General features: G+C 73.2%; 18 protein-coding genes. 11 read left to right on the top strand and 7 right to left on the bottom strand.

Annotated elements, in window-relative coordinates; genetic code table 11:
• Positions 1 to 13 precede the first annotated feature (13 nt).
• Both ACWCSV_RS23260 and ACWCSV_RS23255 read left to right on the top strand, forming a co-directional pair.
• Positions 14 to 1,042, top strand: coding sequence for a hypothetical protein (locus tag ACWCSV_RS23260; protein WP_451145142.1), 1,029 nt, complete (start codon positions 14 to 16; stop codon positions 1,040 to 1,042).
• A 54-nt stretch (positions 1,043 to 1,096) separates the two neighbouring features.
• Entirely contained in the window at positions 1,097 to 1,441 is a 345-nt protein-coding gene (locus tag ACWCSV_RS23255) for a rhodanese-like domain-containing protein (protein WP_451145140.1), read from the top strand.
• Between the two features lie 174 nt (positions 1,442 to 1,615).
• On the opposite strand, the gene ACWCSV_RS23250 is transcribed toward ACWCSV_RS23255, so the two are convergent.
• Genes ACWCSV_RS23250 through paaA form a run of 5 tightly spaced genes read right to left on the bottom strand, consistent with a single transcriptional unit; the run spans position 1,616 to position 5,329 of the window.
• Positions 1,616 to 2,716: a 2Fe-2S iron-sulfur cluster-binding protein gene (locus ACWCSV_RS23250; RefSeq protein ID WP_451145138.1), complete on the bottom strand. Its 1,101-nt coding sequence runs from the start codon at positions 2,714 to 2,716 to the stop codon at positions 1,616 to 1,618.
• Positions 2,717 to 3,214 (bottom strand): 1,2-phenylacetyl-CoA epoxidase subunit PaaD, encoded by a 498-nt coding sequence (paaD, locus tag ACWCSV_RS23245; protein ID WP_451145136.1) that lies wholly within the window; start codon positions 3,212 to 3,214, stop codon positions 2,717 to 2,719.
• Positions 3,208 to 3,909 carry a 1,2-phenylacetyl-CoA epoxidase subunit PaaC gene (gene paaC, locus ACWCSV_RS23240; protein ID WP_451145182.1) on the bottom strand — a complete coding sequence of 234 codons (702 nt, stop codon included), beginning with the start codon at positions 3,907 to 3,909 and terminating at the stop codon, positions 3,208 to 3,210. Before paaC ends, paaD begins: the two co-directional genes overlap by 7 nt.
• A 56-nt stretch (positions 3,910 to 3,965) precedes the next feature.
• Positions 3,966 to 4,256 (bottom strand): 1,2-phenylacetyl-CoA epoxidase subunit PaaB, encoded by a 291-nt coding sequence (paaB, locus tag ACWCSV_RS23235; protein WP_390959109.1) that lies wholly within the window; start codon positions 4,254 to 4,256, stop codon positions 3,966 to 3,968.
• On the bottom strand, positions 4,253 to 5,329 hold the full coding sequence (paaA, locus tag ACWCSV_RS23230; RefSeq protein WP_451145134.1) for a 1,2-phenylacetyl-CoA epoxidase subunit PaaA: 1,077 nt from the start codon (positions 5,327 to 5,329) through the stop codon (positions 4,253 to 4,255). The genes paaB and paaA overlap by 4 nt, the downstream gene beginning before the upstream one ends.
• A 150-nt stretch (positions 5,330 to 5,479) precedes the next feature.
• On the opposite strand from paaA, the gene ACWCSV_RS23225 reads away from it, so the two are divergent.
• From ACWCSV_RS23225 to ACWCSV_RS23215, 3 genes are read left to right on the top strand one after another with little or no spacing between them, the layout of a single operon-like run.
• Positions 5,480 to 6,649, top strand: coding sequence for a DUF5819 family protein (locus ACWCSV_RS23225; protein ID WP_451145132.1), 1,170 nt, complete (start codon positions 5,480 to 5,482; stop codon positions 6,647 to 6,649).
• Entirely contained in the window at positions 6,646 to 7,953 is a 1,308-nt protein-coding gene (locus ACWCSV_RS23220; RefSeq protein WP_451145130.1) for an HTTM domain-containing protein, read from the top strand. Before ACWCSV_RS23225 ends, ACWCSV_RS23220 begins: the two co-directional genes overlap by 4 nt.
• The gene (locus ACWCSV_RS23215) at positions 7,950 to 8,663 is read left to right on the top strand and encodes a TrmH family RNA methyltransferase (RefSeq protein WP_451145128.1); all 714 of its coding nucleotides are present in this window, start codon (positions 7,950 to 7,952) and stop codon (positions 8,661 to 8,663) included. The genes ACWCSV_RS23220 and ACWCSV_RS23215 overlap by 4 nt, the downstream gene beginning before the upstream one ends.
• 56 nt (positions 8,664 to 8,719) lie before the next feature.
• Here the strand turns inward: ACWCSV_RS23215 and paaN are convergent, their stop codons facing one another.
• Positions 8,720 to 10,429, bottom strand: coding sequence for a phenylacetic acid degradation protein PaaN (gene paaN / locus ACWCSV_RS23210; protein ID WP_451145126.1), 1,710 nt, complete (start codon positions 10,427 to 10,429; stop codon positions 8,720 to 8,722).
• Positions 10,430 to 10,552: 123 nt separating this feature from the next.
• Here paaN and ACWCSV_RS23205 point away from each other — a divergent pair, with 123 nt between their 5' ends.
• Complete coding sequence (locus tag ACWCSV_RS23205) at positions 10,553 to 11,179, top strand: TetR/AcrR family transcriptional regulator (RefSeq protein WP_451145124.1); 627 nt, start codon at positions 10,553 to 10,555, stop codon at positions 11,177 to 11,179.
• Between the two features lie 22 nt (positions 11,180 to 11,201).
• On the opposite strand, the gene ACWCSV_RS23200 is transcribed toward ACWCSV_RS23205, so the two are convergent.
• A complete protein-coding gene (locus ACWCSV_RS23200) occupies positions 11,202 to 11,717 on the bottom strand; it encodes an Lrp/AsnC family transcriptional regulator (protein ID WP_451145122.1) in 516 nt (171 codons plus the stop codon).
• Between the two features lie 269 nt (positions 11,718 to 11,986).
• Between ACWCSV_RS23200 and ACWCSV_RS23195 the strand changes: the two genes are divergently transcribed.
• The 5 genes from ACWCSV_RS23195 (at position 11,987) to ACWCSV_RS23175 (ending at position 18,237) form a co-directional block, all read left to right on the top strand.
• Positions 11,987 to 13,210 carry a thiamine pyrophosphate-dependent dehydrogenase E1 component subunit alpha gene (locus ACWCSV_RS23195; RefSeq protein ID WP_451145120.1) on the top strand — a complete coding sequence of 408 codons (1,224 nt, stop codon included), beginning with the start codon at positions 11,987 to 11,989 and terminating at the stop codon, positions 13,208 to 13,210.
• Entirely contained in the window at positions 13,207 to 14,229 is a 1,023-nt protein-coding gene (locus ACWCSV_RS23190; RefSeq protein WP_451145118.1) for an alpha-ketoacid dehydrogenase subunit beta, read from the top strand. Before ACWCSV_RS23195 ends, ACWCSV_RS23190 begins: the two co-directional genes overlap by 4 nt.
• The gene (locus tag ACWCSV_RS23185; protein ID WP_451145116.1) at positions 14,229 to 15,668 is read left to right on the top strand and encodes a dihydrolipoamide acetyltransferase family protein; all 1,440 of its coding nucleotides are present in this window, start codon (positions 14,229 to 14,231) and stop codon (positions 15,666 to 15,668) included. The genes ACWCSV_RS23190 and ACWCSV_RS23185 overlap by 1 nt, the downstream gene beginning before the upstream one ends.
• 101 nt (positions 15,669 to 15,769) lie before the next feature.
• Positions 15,770 to 16,645, top strand: a complete 876-nt coding sequence (locus tag ACWCSV_RS23180; protein ID WP_451145114.1) for a DUF6457 domain-containing protein — start codon at positions 15,770 to 15,772, stop codon at positions 16,643 to 16,645.
• Between the two features lie 53 nt (positions 16,646 to 16,698).
• Entirely contained in the window at positions 16,699 to 18,237 is a 1,539-nt protein-coding gene (locus ACWCSV_RS23175; protein ID WP_451145180.1) for a molybdopterin molybdotransferase MoeA, read from the top strand.
• The last annotated feature ends 31 nt before the right edge of the window (positions 18,238 to 18,268 follow it).

Raw genomic sequence — 18,268 nt, 5'->3', positions numbered from 1 at the left:
ATACGCTGGACGGGTGACCGACGAAGCCGCCGGGGTGGACACCACCCGGAACGACGATGACCGGCAGAGCCCCGACCACGTCCAGGACCTGGGGAGTCCGGGCGGCGAGCCCACCGCGGAAGGGGAAGCGCCCGGCGCGGAGCCTTCCGGGGACCCTTCTGTGGCTCCCTCCGGAAGCTTCTCCGGGGCTCCCACCGGAACTCCTTCCGGAACTCCTTCCGGGGCTTCTTCCGGGGAGGAGGCGGTGTCCGGTGCGGAGGAGACCGCCGCACGACCGGAGGCGCGGCTCGCCAGGGCCGTCCAGGCGGCCGAGCAGGCGCTGATCGAGTTCGAGATCGCGGTGGAGACCTTCCGGGTCGAGGTGGAGAACTTCTCCCGGCTGCACCACCAGAAGCTCGGCCCGATGTACGCCCGCCTCGATGAGCTGGACGCGCTCATCGCGGAGGCCACGGCCGCCCGCACCGGCGACCCCGAGGACGCCCGCAAGGCCCGGGAGAAGCGCGCCGCCGTCATGCCGATGCCGGGGGTGGACGAGCTGTTCCACGGCTGGATGGATTCGGACGGGCTCTACCCCGAGGCCGTCGCCATGCTCACCGAGCAGACGGTTCAGCCGCCGAAGCGGGTACGGCCCAGCGACGAGGCCCGCAAGCTCTACCGCGAGCTGGCCCGTAAGGCCCACCCCGACCTGGCGCGGGACGAGGCCGACCGGCAGCGGCGGGACGAGTTCATCGCCCGGGTCAACGCGGCGTACGGCCGGGGCGACGTGCCGTTGATGCGGGAGCTCGCCGACGAGTGGGCGGCGGACCCGGTGCGCCCGCCGGTGCTGCTGAGTGAGAGCGAGGAGCTCTACGCACGGCTGGAGTGGCTCAGCCGGCGCAAGGAGCTGCTGACGGTGCTGGCGCAGGAGCTGGAGCAGAGTGCGATCGGCTCGATGCTGCGGATGGCGCCGGACGACCCGGACCAGCTGCTGGTGGACATCGCCGACCAGTTGCTGGGCGAGGTGTCCCGGCGGGAAGCGGAGCTCGCGGAGCTGGTGCAGTAGCGTTTCGGTCGACGGTGTCGCGTATGCGCGTATGTACGAGAGAAGGCATGACCCATGAATTTCGCCCCGCTGCCCTCGGTGGACGTCGCTGCGGTGCCGACGGACGGCTTCGTGCTGGACGTACGTGAGAACGACGAGTGGGCGGCCGGTCACGTCGAGAGCGCCCTGCACATCCCGATGAGCGACTTCGTCGGCCGCTTCGGCGAGCTGACGGAGGCGGCCGAGGACGGCCGCCGCGTGCACGTGATGTGCCGCGTGGGCGGGCGGTCCGCTCAGGTCACCCAGTACCTCGTCCAGCAGGGCATCGACGCGGTGAACATCGAGGGCGGCATGCTCGCCTGGGACGGGGCCGGCCGTCCGATGGTCGCGGACGGCGGCGCCTCGCCCTTCGTCCTCTGACACCCGCCGACGGCGGAGACTGACGGCTGACGGATGAGACCGACGGCTGACGGCTGAGACCGACGGCTGACGGCTGAGACCGACGGCTGACGGTGAGGGCGGGCGGCGGTGCGCGGTCCGCCCGCCTCCGTACTCGCAGCCGGGTTTCCGCAGCCGGGTTCTCGACGCTGCCGGTCAGCGGTCGAAGTCGATGGCCACCTCGGGGGTGAGCGGGTGCGACTGGCAGGCCAGGACGAAACCCGCGTCGGTCTCCTCCGGTTCCAGCGCGTAGTTCCGGTCCATCCGCACCTCGCCCCGGACGAGGAAGGCTCGGCAGGTGCCGCAGACCCCGCCCTTGCAGGCGTAGGGTGCGTCGGCCCGCCTGCGGAGCACCGTCTCCAGCAGTGAATCGCCGTTCTCCACCGGCCAGCTGCCCGAACGCCCGTGCAGGGTCGCCGTCAGTGTGGCCTCCGCGGGGACGGTGACCCCGGCCGTGCCCCGGGCCGCGCCCTTGGCGACCTCCGCGTCCTGAGAGGTCGTCGTCGGGGCAGGGGCGTCCGCCACGTGGAAAATCTCCTGGTGGACACGGCCGCGATCGACGTCCAGCGCGCGCAGGGCCCGTTGGGCTTCCCGGACCAGTCCGAGCGGTCCGCAGAGGAACCATGCGGCCACCTCCGGCACCGGCAGCAGGGCGGGCAGCAGCGAGGTCAGGCGTTCCTTGCCGAGCCGTCCGGTGGGCAGCCCCGCCGCCTGCTCCTCCCGGGAGAGCGCGGTGACGAGGTGGAACCGGTCCGGGTAACGGTCCTTGAGGTCGGCCACCTCGTCGAGGAACATCGTCGACCCCACCGTCCGGTCGCTGCGTACGAGACAGAACCGGGCCAGGGGCTCCCGCGCGAGCAGGGTCGCGGCGATCGACAGGACCGGGGTGATGCCGCTGCCGCCGACCACCGCCGCGAAGAGACCCGGCCGGGGCTCCAGCGTGAATCGCCCGCTCGGTGGCATCGCCTCCACCTCGTCGCCGACCGCGAGTTCCTTGAGCGCGTACGTCGAGAAGGTGCCGCCGTCCACCAGGCGGATGCCGACCTGGAGCACCGGCGGGTCCGGTGGGGCCGCGGCGGGAGAGCAGAGCGAGTAGGACCGCCGGATCTCCTCGCCGCCCGCTTCGTAGCGCACGTTGAGGTGCTGGCCCGGTACGTGGCGGAAGGTCTCCCGCAGGGCGTCCGGGACCTCGAAGGTCACGGCCACCGCGTCGTCCGTGATGCGTTCGACGGCGCCGACCCGGAGCGGATGGAACATCTACAACTCCTTGAAGTGGTCGAAGGGTTCGCGGCAGTCGGCGCACCGGCGCAGCGCCTTGCAGGCGGTGGAGGAGAACCTGCTGAGCAGTTCGGTGCGGGTCGAGCCGCAGTGCGGGCAGCGCACGGCGAGGGCGAGCGGCACCGCTCCGCCGGGAGCGTGTACGGGGCGCGGGGGCGCTATCCCGGAGGCGGCGAGCTTGCGGCGGCCCTCCGCGCTGATGTCGTCCGTGGACCAGGCCGGGGTCAGCACGGTGACCACCGAGACCTGGGCCATTCCGCGGTCGTGGAGGGCGCGTTCGATGTCGTGGGCCATGGTCTCCACGGCGGGGCAGCCGGTGTAGGTGGGGGTGAGGGTGACGGTGACGCGGTCGGTTCCTTCCACCCGCACGCCACGCAGGACGCCGAGCTCCTCGAGGGTCACCACCGGAAGCTCCGGGTCGGGTACGGCTCCGGCGACGGCACGCAGCTCGTCCTCCAGCGGGGTCGTGGTCACCATGTCGCCCCCGGGTGGCTGCGATGGAGGTGCTGCATCTCGGCGATCATCCGCCCGAAGGGCTCGGTGTGCAGCCCCTGGCGGCCCGCGCCCGCGGTCCAGGCGCCGCTCCTCGGGCCGGTGGGCAGGGAGAGGGTGGCGCGCTCGACCACGTCCGTGACCGAGGCCAGCCAGTCGTCGCCCAGGCCCTTCCAGTCGATGTCGACGCCCTCGACGGGCTGGACGAGTTCGCCGGTGAACTTCCAGAGCCCGTCCAGTCCTTCGCGCATCCTCCGGTGGCTCTCCTCGGTGCCGTCGCCGAGGCGCAGGGTCCACTGCTCGGCGTGGTCCTGGTGGTAGGCGACCTCCTTCACGGCCTTCGCCGCCAGGGGCTGGAACGCGCTCGTTCCGGCCGCCAGACGCTCGTACAGGAGGCGCTGGTAGACGGAGAAGTAGAGCTGGCGGGCGATCGTGCGGGCGAAGTCGCCGTTCTCCTGCTCGGTCAACTGTGTGTTGCGGAAGGCGCGTTCTTCGCGGAGGTAGGCGAGTTCGTCCTCGTCGCCCACCAGGGAGAGGAGGACGCGGGCCTGGCCGAGGAGGTCCAGCGCGATGTTGGCGAGGGCGACCTCCTCCTCCAGCACCGGGGCGTGACCGGCCCACTCCCCCAGCCGGTGCGACAGCACCAGCGCGTCGTCCCCCAGCGCGAGGGCGCCGGCCAGGAGTCCGGGCGGCGACGAGGCGGCGGTGCGGGGCGGCGCGCCGTGCGGGGATGCGGTCACAGGTGCTTCACCCCTTCCGGGATCTCGTAGAAGGTGGGGTGGCGGTAGGGCTTGTCGGCGGCGGGTTCGAAGAAGGAGTCCTTCTCGTCGGGGGACGAGGCGGTGACCGCGGTGGAGGGCACCACCCAGATCGAGACGCCCTCCGCGCGGCGGGTGTAGAGGTCGCGGGCGTTGCGCAGCGCCATGGTGGCGTCGGGGGCGTGCAGGCTGCCGGCGTGGGTGTGGGAGAGCCCCCGGCGGGAGCGGACGAACACCTCCCACAGCGGCCAGTCGGTCGAGTCGCTCATGCCGTCGCCTCCGCGTTCCGGGCCGGGGTGGTGGATGTTTCCGCCGCGGTGCCCGCACCGGGGGAGGACGGGGGCGGGGTTTGCGGAGGCTCGGACCGCGCGTGCTTGGTGGCGTACGCGGCCGCGGCGTCGCGGACCCAGGCGCCGGCCTCGTGGGCGTCGCGGCGCTGGGCGAGCCGCTGGTCGTTGCACGGGCCGTTGCCCTTGAGCACCTCCTGGAACTCCGTCCAGTCGATGGCGCCGAAGTCGTGCCGGCCCCGGGCGTCGTTCCACCGGAGGCCGGGATCGGGGAGCGAGAGGCCGAGCGCCTCGGCCTGGGGCACGCAGATGTCCACGAACCGCTGGCGGAGTTCGTCGTTCGAGTGACGCTTGATCTTCCAGGCCATCGACTGCGCGGAGTGCGCGGAGGCGTCGTCCGGCGGACCGAACATCATCAGTGACGGCCACCACCAGCGGTCCACCGCGTCCTGGGCCATCGCGTGCTGGGCCGGTGTGCCCCGGCTCAGCGCCAGCAGGAGTTCGTACCCCTGGCGCTGGTGGAAGGACTCCTCCTTGCAGATGCGGACCATCGCGCGGGCGTACGGGCCGTACGAGCAGCGGCAGAGGGGGACCTGGTTGGTGATGGCGGCACCGTCCACCAGCCAGCCGATCGCGCCCACGTCCGCCCAGGTCAGCGTCGGGTAGTTGAAGATCGACGAATAGCGCTGGCGACCCGCGTGCAGCTTGTCGAGCAGCTCCGCCCGGCTGGTGCCCAGGGTCTCCGCGGCGCTGTAGAGGTACAGGCCGTGGCCCGCCTCGTCCTGCACCTTGGCCATCAGGATGGCCTTGCGGCGCAGCGAGGGGGCCCGGGTGATCCAGTTGGCCTCGGGCTGCATTCCGATGATCTCGGAGTGCGCGTGCTGGGCCATCTGGCGGACCAGTGAGGCGCGGTACGCGTCCGGCATCCAGTCGCGGGGCTCGATCCGCTCGTCCGCCGCCACGGTGGCGTCGAACGCCGCCGCAAGGGCGTCCTCCCCCGCTGCCGCGGCGTCCGCACCGTCCGGTGCCTGCCGACCTGCGGTCACTGTCGCCATGACCACTCCGTCCCGACCGATCGTTCGGTTCATCGACTTCAATGGTCGGTCGGCGGACCGTAGGGTGTCAACCCTGTGGATGGCCGAGTGATGATCGACGACGATCGGGGCGGTATGGAATCGGATCACAGGGGGCGCCCGGAACGTCGGTTGGCCGGCGAGGGCGAGGGATCGGACGAGGTACCCGCGGACGCGGCGCCCCAGCAGACGCCGGGGCTCTCCACGGAACGGGCGGGTGGGCGGCCGGGTGGGTCGCCCACCGGGAAGTCCGCTGCCGAGGGCCGCATACCGGAGGAAGCCGGTGGTGACACCGCCGGCGGCGACATCGCCGGTGGCGACGGGGTCGCCGCCGGAGAAACCGCTGCTGAAGAGACCCGCGGTAAGGAGGCTGCCGCCGGGGTCTCCGCCTCCTGGCCTCCCGGGACGGACGGGCACGAGCCCGCGCCGGGGCCCGACGGGCTCGACGCGGGCCGCGACCACGACGGGGACACCGCCGCTTCCGGCACCGCACCGCACGTCCCGGACGAGGAGGGCGACCGGCACGGCGCGACGGCTGCCGGGCGCGGGGGCAATGACGGCGGTACGGACGGACCCGGCACCGCGCCCGGGGCGCCGGCCGGAGCGGCCCCGGGCCCGGCGCGTGTCGGGATGGCCGGGCTGGCGACCGGATACCGGGTCGTCACGGGGGTGGTGATGGTGGGAATCGGCCTGCTCGCCTGCGTGCACCTGGGCATGGTCTTCCTGCACGTCGCACCGTCGAACACGCTCTCCAAGGAGCACGCGGAGACCATCAACGAATGGATCTATCCGGAGTTCGAGCAGAACTGGAAGCTCTTCGCTCCGAATCCGCTCCAGCAGAACATCTCCGTGCATGTCCGGGCGGAGGTCGTCAACGCCGACGGTGATCGCCGCACCACCCCCTGGATGAGCCTCACGGCCGAGGACGCCGAGGCGATCCGGAGCAACCCGCTGCCCAGCCACGCCGACCAGAACGAGCTGCGCAGGGCCTGGGACTTCTTCGTCAACAGCCACGACGACAAGAACCGTTCGACCGGAACGCGCGGCGTGCTCGCCGAGGCCTATCTGCGGCGCATCGTGATGCTGCGCCTGGAAGGGCACGACTACGGCGGGACCGTCGAACGCATACAGCTGCGTTCGTCGTCGCGCCGGGTCGCGGCACCCCCGTGGAGCACCGAGAAGATCAGCACCCGTCCGATCTACCGCGAGCTCGGGTGGTGGAACGTGTCCACCGAGGATCTGCCCGAAGGCAGCGCGGCGGCCCGGGCGGCAGCGCCGTCCGGCGAGGAGGCCGAGCAGTGAGCACCGCCCCCACGGCGCCTGTCGCCGCCCCCGCCGGCCCCCGCCGGCCCGAGGGGCCGATCGGCCGTTCCGTCCAGCGGATCACCGCGGCCGCTCTCGGCCCGTACCAGAGCGCCGTGATCCGGATCGGATTCACCGCCACGTATCTGCTGTTCCTGCTGCGGGAAGTGCCGCACCGGCAGGAGCTCTACGGGCCGGACGGCCCCTGGCAGTGGGAGCTGGCGCACCGGCTGATATCCGACAACCACGCCTTCTCCGTCCTGATGTGGTCGGACAGCTCCGCGTGGTTCGAGGCGGTCTACGCGCTCACCCTCGGGGCGGCGTTCTGCACGATGATCGGGTGGCGCACCCGGACGATGTCCGTCCTGTTCATGGTCGGAGTCCTCTCGATCCAGAACCGCAACGTCTTCATGGGCGACGGCGGTGACAACGTCATCCATCTGATGGCGATCTACCTCGTGCTGACCCGCTGCGCCCAGGTCTGGTCGCTCGACGCGCGGCGGGCCGCACGGGACGCGGCCCGGCGGGCGGAGGGGCTGCGGCCGGCCCGGGACGTCGTCGGCCCGGTGCTCTGGTCGGTGCTCGGACCGGTCCTATTGGTCGCTCAGATGCGGGACGGCCTGGGCGGTACCTGGTGGCTGCCGGTGCTGCTGTGGGTGCTCTGGCTGGGGGCCGCCGCCCGGTGGATCACGAACCGGAACGCGCCGGACGGGCAGAACCGGGTGCTGCTCGACGTGGTGGCCAACCTCGTCCACAACGCGGTCCTCGTGGTGATCATGGCCGAGGTCTGCCTGATCTACGCCACCGCCGGCTGGTACAAGATCCAGGGCTCGCGCTGGCAGGACGGCACCGCGCTGTACTACCCGCTCAAGCTGGACTACTTCGCCCCGTGGCCCGAGCTCTCGAACTTGCTCGCGGGCAGCGCGGTGATGGTGATGGTGGTGACGTACGCGACGGTGATCGTGCAGGTGGCGTTCCCGTTCACGCTCTTCAACCGGCGGGTCAAGAACGTCCTGCTCGTCCTGATGATGGGCGAGCACGCGGGGATCGCGGTCCTGCTGGGCCTGCCCTTCTTCTCGATGGCGATGATCTCCGCGGACGCCGTCTTCCTGCCCACCGTCTTCCTGGTGTGGCTCGGCGGCCGGGTCGGTGCCGGCCGGGACGGGCTGCTGGCCCGCGTGGGCAGCCGTACGGGCGCGGCCCGCGTGCCCGGCCCCCGGGAGCCCGCCGGGTCCGGGGCCGCCGGACCGGGCGGGGAGGCCGCGCAACGTCCCGCCGACGGGGGCCATACGCTCGTCGGGTGAGCAGTGAGACCGGCAGTACAGAGGAATGCGGGCCCTTCGTGGCCGAGGGGCCCGATCCGGCCGCGGAACCGGCCCAGTACGACGACGGGTTCGGGGACGGGATCGGTGTCGGACCGCACCCGTCCCCCTGGCCGGAGGGCGAGCGGTACGACCCCGAGCTGCTGGCGGGTGGCGACCGGCGCAACGTGGTGGACGAGTACCGCTACTGGACCCGCGAGGCGATCGTCGCCGACCTGGACCTGCGGCGCCACGACTTCCACGTGGCGGTGGAGAACTGGGGCCACGACTTCAACATCGGGTCGGTCGTCCGTACCGCGAACGCCTTCCTCGCGAAGGAGATCCACATCGTCGGCCGGCGGCGCTGGAACCGGCGCGGTGCCATGGTCACCGACCGCTACCAGCACGTGCGCCACCACCCCGACACCGCCGACCTGACCGCCTGGGCGGCGGCGGAGGGGCTGCCGATCATCGGGATCGACAACCTCCCCGGGGCCGTGCCGCTGGAGCGGACCGTGCTGCCCCGGCGCTGTGTGCTGCTCTTCGGTCAGGAGGGTCCGGGCCTCACGGAGGAGGCCAGGGCCCACGCCTCGATGGTCTGCTCGATCGCGCAGTTCGGTTCGACGCGGTCGATCAACGCGGGGGCGGCCGCCGCCGTCGCCATGCACGCGTGGATCCAGCGGTACGCGGACGTGCCGGACCCCGCGGCCTGACGCCGGGCACCGTACGAAGAGGCCTCGGGCCCGGCGTCCGTAGGCCCGGCGCCCTCTCAGGCCTGGCGGCGGACCTCGATGGTGCGGAAGCGGCCCGAGACGAAGGCGCCGTCGCAGAGGGCCGCGTTGGCCGCCGGGTTGCCGCCCGAGCCGTGGAAGTCGGAGAAGGCCGCCGTCTGGTTGACGTAGACCCCGCCGGTCAGGTTCAGCGACAGCTGGGCCGACTCCTCCAGGCAGACCTCCTCGATCGCGCGCTCCACCTCGGGTGAGGTGGTGTAGGCGCCGACCGTCATCGCGCCCTTCTCCCGGATGGTGCGGCGCAGCAGCTCCACCGCGTCGGCGACGGAGTCCACCGAGACGGCGAAGGACACCGGACCGAAGCACTCGGAGAGGTGGACGGGGTCGCCGCCGTCCGGGCCGGGCTCCTTGGCGAGGACCTTGAGGACGACCGGCGTGCGCACCACCGCGTCGGGGAACTCCGGGTGCGGCACCTCGCGCGAGGCCAGGGCCACGTCGCCGAGGTCCGGGGCGGCTTCGAGCCGGCTCCGCACGTCCGGGTTGACCAGGGCGCCGAGGAGGGCGGTGGCGCGTGCGTCGTCGCCGAGGAGTCCGTCGACCGCCGCGGCGAGGTCGGCGACCACCTCGTCGTACGTCCTGGGGCCGGTGTCGGTGCTGATGCCGTCGCGGGGGACGAGGAGGTTCTGCGGGGTGGTGCACATCTGGCCGCTGTAGAGGGAGAGCGAGAACGCGAGGTTGGCGAGCATCCCGGCGTAGTCGTCGGTGGAGTCGATCACCACCGTGTTGACCCCGGCCTTCTCGGTGTACACCTGGGCCTGGCGGGCGTGGGTCTCCAGCCAGTCGCCGAAGGCGGTGGAGCCGGTGTAGTCGATGATCCGGACCTCCGGGCGCACCGCCAGCTCCTTGGCGATCCCCTCACCGGGGCGCTCGGCCGTCAGCGCGACGAGGTTCGGGTCGAATCCGGTCTCGGCGAGCACCTCGCGCGCGATCCTGACGGTGAGCGCGAGCGGCAGCACGGCGCGCGGGTGCGGTTTGACGAGGACGGGGTTGCCGGTGGCGAGCGAGGCGAAGAGGCCCGGGTAGCTGTTCCAGGTGGGGAAGGTGTTGCAGCCGATCAGCAGTGAGACACCGCGCCCCACCGCGGTGAACGACTTGTGCAGCCGGAGCGGGTCGCGCTTGCCCTGCGGCTTGGACCAGTCGGCCCCGGCGGGGGTGCGGAGCTGCTCTTCGTACGCGTACGCCACCGCTTCCAGGCCGCGGTCCTGGGCGTGCGGGCCGCCCGCCTGGAACGCCATCAGGAAGGCCTGTCCGCTGGTGTGCATGACGGCCTGCGCCAGCTCGTGCGTGCGGGCGGCGATGCGCGCCAGGATCTCCAGGCAGACCAGCGCCCGCGCCTCGGGGCCGGCGTCCCGCCAGGCGGCCGTGGCGGCGCGCATCGCGGGCAGCAGGACGTCGGGGTCGGCGTGCGGGTACTCGATGCCCAGCTCGGGGCCGTACGGGGAGATCTCGGCGCCCGTCCAGCCGTCGGTGCCGGGCTGGCCGAGGTCGAACCGGGTGTGCAGGAGCGCGTCGAACGCCGCCTTGCCCTCGGCCATGCCGAGGCTGCCGGGTGCTCCGCCCTCGCCGTACGCCTTGGGGTGCTCCGGGTGGGGCGACCAGTAGGCGCGGGTCCGGATGGCGTCGAGGGCCTGGTCGAGCGTGGGCCGGTGGGTCTCGGACAGCTTCTGGAGGGAGAGCGCGGCGGCCATGGCGGACCAACTCCTCATCGAGCCGGGCGGGGACGTGCTGACGGAGTTAGAGTAACCGAACGATCGGTCGGGACAAGGGGGCCCGGACAACCTGTGGACAACTCATGGGGGAGGATCGCGTCCATGACCACGGCCAAGCGGGACACGTACACCCCGGAGACGCTGCTGGCCGTCGCCGTGCGGGTCTTCAACGAGCGCGGATACGACGGCACGTCCATGGAGCACCTCTCCCGGGCGGCGGGCATCTCGAAGTCGTCGATCTACCACCATGTGGCGGGCAAGGAGGAGCTCCTGCGCCGTGCCGTGAGCCGGGCGATCGACGGGCTCTTCCGGATCCTCGACGAGCCGGGCGCGAGCCGGGGCCGCGCGGTCGAACGGGTCGAGTACGTCACCCGCCGCACGGTCGAGGTGCTGATGGCCGAGCTGCCCTACGTCACCCTGCTGCTGCGGGTCCGGGGCAACACGAAGACCGAGCGGTGGGCGCTGGAGCGGCGCCGCGAGTTCGACCAGCGGGTGGCGGCCCTGCTGAAGGCGGCCGTCGCGGACGGGGACCTCCGGGCCGACGTGGACATACGGCTGGCCACCCGGCTGCTGTTCGGCATGGTGAACTCGCTGGTCGAGTGGTACCGCCCGCAGCCCGAAGGTGCCGGCGGTACCGGTGGCGCCCCGGACGGGGTCCCCGGGGCGGAGGACCTGCCGGGGACCGTCGTGCGCCTGGCCTTCGACGGGATGCGCTCCGCCGGCCGGTGACGGGCCGGGTGACAGCCGGCCGTCAGCCGATTTCGGTGGGGCGGTCGGTGCGGCCGTGGCCGAGTTCGGTCTCCTCGAACACCAGCAGGGTGCGGGTGGAGAGCACCTCGGGAATGGCCTGGATGCGGGTGAGGACGAGCTCGCGCAGGGCCCGGTTGTCCGGTGTGTGCACCAGGAGCAGTACGTCGAAATCGCCGCTGACCAGCGCGATGTGGGTGGCGCCCGGGAGCGCCTGGAGCTCCTCGCGCACGGTCCGCCAGGAGTTCTGCACGATCTTGAGCGTGATGTAGGCGGACGCCCCCTGCCCGGCCCGCTCGTGGTCGACCCGGGCGCTGAACCCGCGGATGACCCCGTCCTCGACCAGCCGGTTGATGCGGGCGTAGGCGTTGGCCCGCGACACGTGCACCTGCTCGGCGACGGCCCGTATCGAGGCCCGGCCGTCGGTACGGAGGATGCGCAGGATGTCCCGGTCGACGGCGTCCAGGGGGCGGGCCGGGGGTGTCGGCCCCGACCCCTCGGCCATTCGTTCAGCTGCCATGCCCCCGCGCCTCCCTGTTGTGGACGAGCTGCCTCCATCCCAGGCTGTGGACAACCGTTTGTCCACAGGGCGCGGGCGGCTGTAGCCAGAATGCGTCCGCGACCGAACAATCGGTAGGTGAGACGCGTCACCCGGGCTCGCCCCGGGCCGCGTCCGCGTGCGACCGCTCCGACTCCGACGTACACCCCGACGTAGGGCGCCGGGGGCCCGGCGGGATTCCGTTCTCCGCCGGCCCGTGTGTCCGCCTCGTTGCCAAGGAGGTGCCTCTCATGACGGTCCAAGAGCTGCCCGGCGCGGGCTACCGGCCGGTGCCGCCCCCGGCCTGGAAGCCGCTCACCGACCCCGCCCCGCTGCTCCCGGACCCGGAGCCGTACCGGGTGCTGGGCACGGACGCGGCGGCCGGAGCGGACCCGCGGCTGCTGCTGAGGCTCCACGCCGAGCTGGTGCGGGGCCGCCGGTACAACGCGCAGGCGACGGCACTCACCAAGCAGGGGCGCCTCGCCGTGTACCCGTCCAGCACGGGCCAGGAGGCGTGCCAGGTGGCCGCGGCGCTGGTGCTGGAGGAGCGGGACTGGCTCTTTCCGAGCTACCGGGACACCCTCGCCGCGGTGGCCCGAGGGCTCGATCCGGTCGACGCGCTGACGCTGCTGCGGGGCGACCGGCACACCGGTTACGACCCCCGCGAGCACCGGATCGCGCCGCTCTGCACTCCGCTGGCCACGCATCTTCCGCACGCGGTGGGGCTGGCCCACGCGGCGCGGCTCAAGGGCGACGACGTGGTGGCGCTGGCGATGGTCGGGGACGGCGGGAGCAGCGAGGGCGATTTCCACGAGGCGCTGAACTTCGCGGCCGTGTGGCGGGCGCCGGTCGTCTTCCTCGTGCAGAACAACGGCTTCGCCATCTCGGTGCCGCTGGCCAAGCAGACGGCGGCACCGTCCCTCGCCCACAAGGCGGTCGGTTACGGCATGCCCGGCCGGCTGGTCGACGGCAACGACGCAGTCGCGGTGCACGAGGTGCTCGCCGAGGCCGTGGCGCGCGCCCGCGGCGGTGGCGGTCCGACGCTGGTGGAGGCGGTGACCTACCGCATGGATGCCCACACCAACGCCGACGACGCGACCCGCTACCGCTCCGGGGACGAGGTGGAGTCCTGGCGGGACCACGACCCGGTGCTCCTCATGGAGCGCGAGCTGACCGGGCGCGGCCTGCTGGACGAGGCCACCGCCGACGGGGTGCGCCAGGAGGCGGAGCGGATGGCCGCGGCGCTGCGGGAGCGGATGAACGCCGATCCGGTGCTCGACCCGATGGATCTGTTCGCGCACGTCTACGCGGACCGGACGGGACCACTGCGCGAGCAGGAGGCCGCGTTGCGCGCCGAACTGGAGGCGGAGAGCGAGTACGAGGACGAGGACGCCGAGGAACGGCGGGGCGGCATCGAGCGGGACGGTCACGAGCGGGACGGCATCATCGAGCGGGACGCGGAGGGCGGGCGATGACCACGGCGGTGCGGGCGCGGGCGGGTCGGACGGGGCCGGCCACGATGGCTCAGGCGCTGGGCCGGGCGCTGCGGGACGCGATGGCGGAGGACCCGTCGGTGCATGTGCTCGGCGAGGACGTCGGCACGCTCGGGGGTGTCTTCCGGGTCACCGACGGGCTGGCGGCGGAGTTCGGCGACGAGCGGTGCACGGACACGCCGCTCGCGGAGGCGGGGATTCTCGGCGCCGCGGTCGGGATGGCGATGTACGGCCTGCGGCCGGTGGTGGAGATGCAGTTCGACGCGTTCGCCTATCCGGCGTTCGAGCAGCTCGTCAGCCATGTGGCCCGGATGCGGAACCGCACCGGGGGCGCCCTGCCGATGCCCTTGACCGTGCGGATTCCGTACGGCGGCGGGATCGGCGGGGTCGAGCACCACAGCGATTCCTCGGAGGCGTACTACATGGCGACCCCGGGGCTCCACGTCGTCACCCCGGCCACCGTGGAAGACGCCTACGGGCTGCTGCGGGCCTCGATCGCCTCGGACGACCCGGTGGTGTTCCTGGAGCCGAAGCGGCTGTACTGGTCGAAGTCCGACTGGTCGCCCCAGGCTCCGGCGGAGGTCGAGCCCATCGGCCGGGCGGTGGTCCGCAGGCCGGGGACGAGCGCGACGCTGATCACCTACGGCCCGTCCCTGCCGGTCTGCCTGGAGGCGGCCGAGGCGGCGGTGGCGGAGGGCTGGGACCTGGAGGTGGTCGATCTGCGGTCGCTGGTGCCGTTCGACGACGGCACGGTCGCCGCGTCCGTGCGGCGGACCGGGCGCGCGGTGATCGTCCACGAGTCCGCCGGGTTCGGCGGGCCGGGGGGCGAGATCGCCGCGCGGGTGACCGAGCGGTGCTTCCACCATCTGGAGGCGCCGGTGCTGCGGGTCGCCGGCTTCGACATCCCGTATCCGCCGCCGATGCTGGAGCGGCACCATCTGCCGGGGGTGGACCGGGTGCTCGACGCGGTCGCCCGGCTCCAGTGGGAGGCGACGCGCTGATGCCCACGGTGCTCGAGTTCAGGTTGCCGGACCTCGGCGAGGGGCTGACCGAGGCGTTGATCGTGCGGTGGCTGGTGGAGATCGGCGAGGTCGTCGCCGTGGACCAGCCGGTGGTCGAGGTCGAGACGGCCAAGGCCCTGGTGGAGGTGCCGTGCCCGTACGGGGGCGTGGTGACGGCCCGCTTCGGCGAGGAGGGGGCGGAACTCCCGGTCGGAGCACCGCTGATGACGGTCGCGGTCGCCCCGGGCCCGGCATCGGGTTCCGCCTCGGACGCCTCAGCTTCGGCCCCCTCGGCGTCGGCCTCCGCGTCGTCGGACGCTTCGGGGAACGTACTGGTCGGGTACGGCACGGCTGCCCCGGCGGCGCGGCGGCGGCGGGTCCGTCCGGTGTCCGCGCCTGCCGCTGCCACGGCCGGCGCCGGTCCGGTCGCCCCGGCGGTTTCGGTCGCCCCGGCCGCTCCGGCTGTTTCCGCCGCTCCGGTCGCGGTCATCTCCCCGCTCGTCCGCCGGCTGGCCCGCCAGCACGGACTCGACCTCCGGGAGCTGGCGGGATCGGGGCCCGAGGGACTGATCCTGCGGTGCGATGTCGAGGCGGTGATCGACCGGGTGTCCGCGGTGGGCGGTGAGCACGCGGTCGGCGTGCCGGGAACCGTCGGCGCGGTGGGGACCGTCGGTGCGCCGGGAACCGTCGGAGTGGGGGGCGTCGGAGTGGCGGGTGCCGCCGCACCCCTGCGGGACGGTGGTGCCGTGGCCGGTGAGCGGATCGCGTTGCGCGGGGTACGGGGCGCGGTCGCCGACAAGATGACCCGCAGCCGGACCGAGATCCCCGACGCGACCTGCTGGGTGGACGCGGACGCGACCGAGCTGATGGCGGCTCGCGCGGCGATGAACAGGACGGCGGGTCCGAAGGTCTCGGTCCTCGCCCTGCTGGCCCGGATCTGTGCGGCGGCGCTGGCGAAGTACCCCGAGCTGAACTCCGTCGTGGACACCTCGGCCCGGGAGATCGTCCGGCTGCCGTCCGTCCATCTCGGGTTCGCCGCGCAGACGGACCGGGGGCTGGTCGTGCCGGTGGTCCGCGACGCTCAGGCCCGGTCCGTGGACTCGCTGGCAGCCGAACTCGCCCGGCTCACCGAGGCGTCCCGGGACGGGAAACTGACCCCGGCGGAGCTGACGGGCGGCACCTTCACCCTGAACAACTACGGCGTGTTCGGGGTGGACGGCTCCACGCCGATCATCAACCACCCCGAGGCGGCCATGCTCGGAGTCGGCCGCATCGTGCCCCGCCCCTGGGTCCACGGGGGCGAACTGGCGGTACGTCAGGTGGTGCAGCTCTCGCTCACCTTCGACCACCGGGTCTGCGACGGCGGCACGGCGGGCGGCTTCCTGCGGTACGTCGCCGACTGCGTGGAGCAGCCGGCCGTCCTGCTGCGCACCCTCTGAGGGCTGTCCCCGCCCGGTCCGCCCGGCGGTTCCACGTCCGAGGGCGGGCGTTGGTCCGCCCGGCGGTCCCACGTCCGAAGGCGGGCGCCCATACTCGTCGCATGACCGCCTATGACGCCATCGTCCTTGCCGGAGGGGCCGCCCGACGGCTCGGGGGAGCCGACAAGCCAGGGATCGGCGTCGGCGGCCGGGCGCTGCTCGACCGGGTGCTCGCGGCGTGCGCCGGTGCCGCGAGCACGGTCGTGGTGGGACCTCGCAGACCCACGGTCCGGCCGGTGATCTGGACCCGCGAAGCACCTGCGGGAGGTGGGCCGGTGGCCGCGTTGGGCGCGGGCGTGCGGGAGACCTCCTCGCCGTGGCTCGTGGTGCTCTCGGCGGATCTGCCGTTCCTCGGGGCCGCCACCGTCGGTACGTTGCTGGCCGCCGCAGAGGAGGGCGGCCGGGAGGGCGCTCTCTGTACGGACCCCGACGGGCGGCGGCAGCCGTTGGTCGCCGTCTACGGTGCCGAACCGCTGCGGCGAGAGCTCGGCCTGCTCGCGGCGGAACACGGTGGCCTCGCCGGACTCCCGCTGCGCCTGCTGACGGCCGAGCTCGATCTGGCCGCCGTGGCCACACCGGGACTCGCCTCCTTCGACTGCGACACTTGGGACGACATCAGGGTGGCAAGGACGCACATCAGGGAGCATGAGGCCGTGCTGGACGAATGGATCACCGCAGTCAAGACCGAACTGGGCCTCGAACTCGACGTCGACACCGATGTTCTGCTCGACCTGGCGCGCGACGCCGCACACGGTGTCGCGCGTCCCGCCGCCCCGCTCACCACCTTCCTCGTCGGGTACGCGGCGGGTCTGGCGAGCGCGAACGCCGAACCCGGCGACGGCCCCCGGGCCGTGGCCGAGGCGGCCCGCAAGGCGACCGCGCTCGCCCTGCGGTGGGAAGCGGAATCGGGCGATGGCAAGGGAGCCGGAGCCCCGTGACCGGCCGGGAGCCGGTCCCGGCGGCGGAGGCCCCGACCGTACGGCTCTCCGGCATGGGAGCACCCGGCGACTTCTTCGTGCTTCCGGAGCTGGACGACTGCCCGGCGCCCGCGCGGAAGACCTCCTCGGCGGAGGACGAACGGGCCGTGGAACAGGCCCTGGCCCTGGCCAACCGGGTTTCCCCGCAGGAGCCTTCGTCCGCACCGCGCGAGGAACCCCCGCGCGAGGAACCCCCGCGCGAGGAACCCCCGCGCCGCGAACCCCCGCGGAACCAACCCTCGCGGAACCAACCCTCGCGCCGTGCCCCCTCGCCTGAGTGGCCGCCGGAGCCGTCCGTACCCGCAAAGGACGCGGCCGCAGAGCCCGCCCGTGGTGGCGCGCCCGTTCACCGTCTCCCCGCCGCGACCTGGGAGCAGGCCCGGGCGCTGGCCGTGCGCGCCGGACGCAGGGGCGCGCATCACGCGATCCGGCTGCCGCTCGACCGCTCCCTGGGCCATGTACTGGCCGAGGGACTCGCGGCGCTGACCGATCTGCCGTCCTTCGACACCTCGGCCATGGACGGCTGGGCCGTCACCGGCCCGGGCCCCTGGCACTTCCACGGAGGCTCGGGGCTGCTCGCCGGGGACGGCGGCCTCGGCCGGCTGCCGGACGGCGAGGCGGTACGGATCGCCACCGGGGCCCGCATGCCCGTGGAGGCGACGGCGGTCATCCGCTCGGAGCACGCGGAGGTGGACGAGGCCAAGGGGATGCTGCACGCCCGGCACGCGGTGGTTCCCGGCCAGGACATCCGGCCGCGCGCCCAGGAGTGCCGCACCGGCGAGCAACTGCTGGCGCCGGGGACGCTGGTGACCCCTGCGGTGCTCGGCCTGGCCGCCGCCGCCGGTTACGACGCGCTGGTCGTCGTGCCGCGTCCCCGAGTGGAGGTGTTGGTGCTCGGTGACGAGCTGCTCACCTCGGGGCTCCCGCACGGCGGACTCATCCGGGACGCGCTCGGGCCCATGCTCGGCCCGTGGCTGAGCGCTGCGGGCGCCGATGTCGCCGAGCCGCGCCGCCTGGGCGACGCCCCGGAGGCCTTGCGGCAGGCGCTCACCACCACCGACGCGGACCTTGTGCTGACGACCGGCGGTACGGCGGCCGGTCCGGTCGACCATGTGCACCCGATCCTCGCGGAGATCGGCGCCGAACTGGTGGTGGACGGAGTGGCGGTACGCCCGGGGCACCCCATGCTGCTGGCCAGACTGGCGCCGGACGGGCCGTGGCTGGTGGGGCTGCCGGGCAACCCGCTCGCCGCGGTCTCCGGGCTTCTCACACTCGCTCTTCCGCTGCTCGGCGGGCTTGCGGGGCGCGTCGAGCAGGAGCCGTACCGGGCGCCCGTACAGGAGGCGGTGCAGGGGCACCCGCACGACACCCGGCTCGTGCCCGTGGTGCATCGGGCCGGGCACGGAGCGGTCCGGGACCATGCGGTACCGCTGCGTTACAACGGCCCCGCGATGCTGCGGGGGATCGCCACCGCCGACGGTATGGCGGTGGTGCCGCCGGGCGGAGTGCGGCCCGGTACCGAGGTGGAGATCCTGGATCTGCCCTGGGCGTAGGGCTCGTTCCGGGGCGCGTCCCGGGGGCGTC

This window comes from Streptomyces sp. NPDC001770 (assembly GCF_053596135.1).
The sequence above is the reverse complement of the archived record's forward strand: the minus strand, read 5'-3'. Positions and strand labels throughout refer to the sequence as shown.